This is a genomic window from Mesorhizobium sp. M00.F.Ca.ET.216.01.1.1, from assembly GCF_004010325.2.
GTDB lineage: Bacteria > Pseudomonadota > Alphaproteobacteria > Rhizobiales > Rhizobiaceae > Mesorhizobium.
The window spans coordinates 1-278 of the sequence record NZ_SADR02000663.1 but is presented as its reverse complement, the minus strand read 5'-3'; the positions used below and the strand labels follow the sequence as shown (position 1 = coordinate 278).

At 62.2% G+C, this 278-nt stretch carries 1 protein-coding gene; it reads right to left on the bottom strand.

Annotation, left to right across the window (positions count from 1 at the left end):
* Positions 1–278, bottom strand: a 278-nt coding sequence (locus EN859_RS37845) for an IMP dehydrogenase (protein WP_135913786.1), incomplete at both ends; no start/stop codon positions are given.

The window sequence follows — 278 nt, the reverse complement described above, 5'->3', positions numbered from 1 at the left end:
GATCGGGTCGCGCACCACGCCGGACTCGAAACGCTTGACCTTGGCAACTTCACGCGCCTGCTCGGCAACCGTCAGGTTCTTGTGGATGATGCCGACGCCGCCCATTTGCGCCATTGCAATGGCGAGGCGGGCTTCGGTGACGGTGTCCATGGCAGCGGACACGAGCGGCATATTCAGGGAGATGTTGCGGGTCAGCCGGGTCTTGAGGCTGGTGTCGCGCGGCAAAACATCGGAGAAGGCCGGGACGAGAAGCACGTCATCGAACGTGAGTGCTGTTT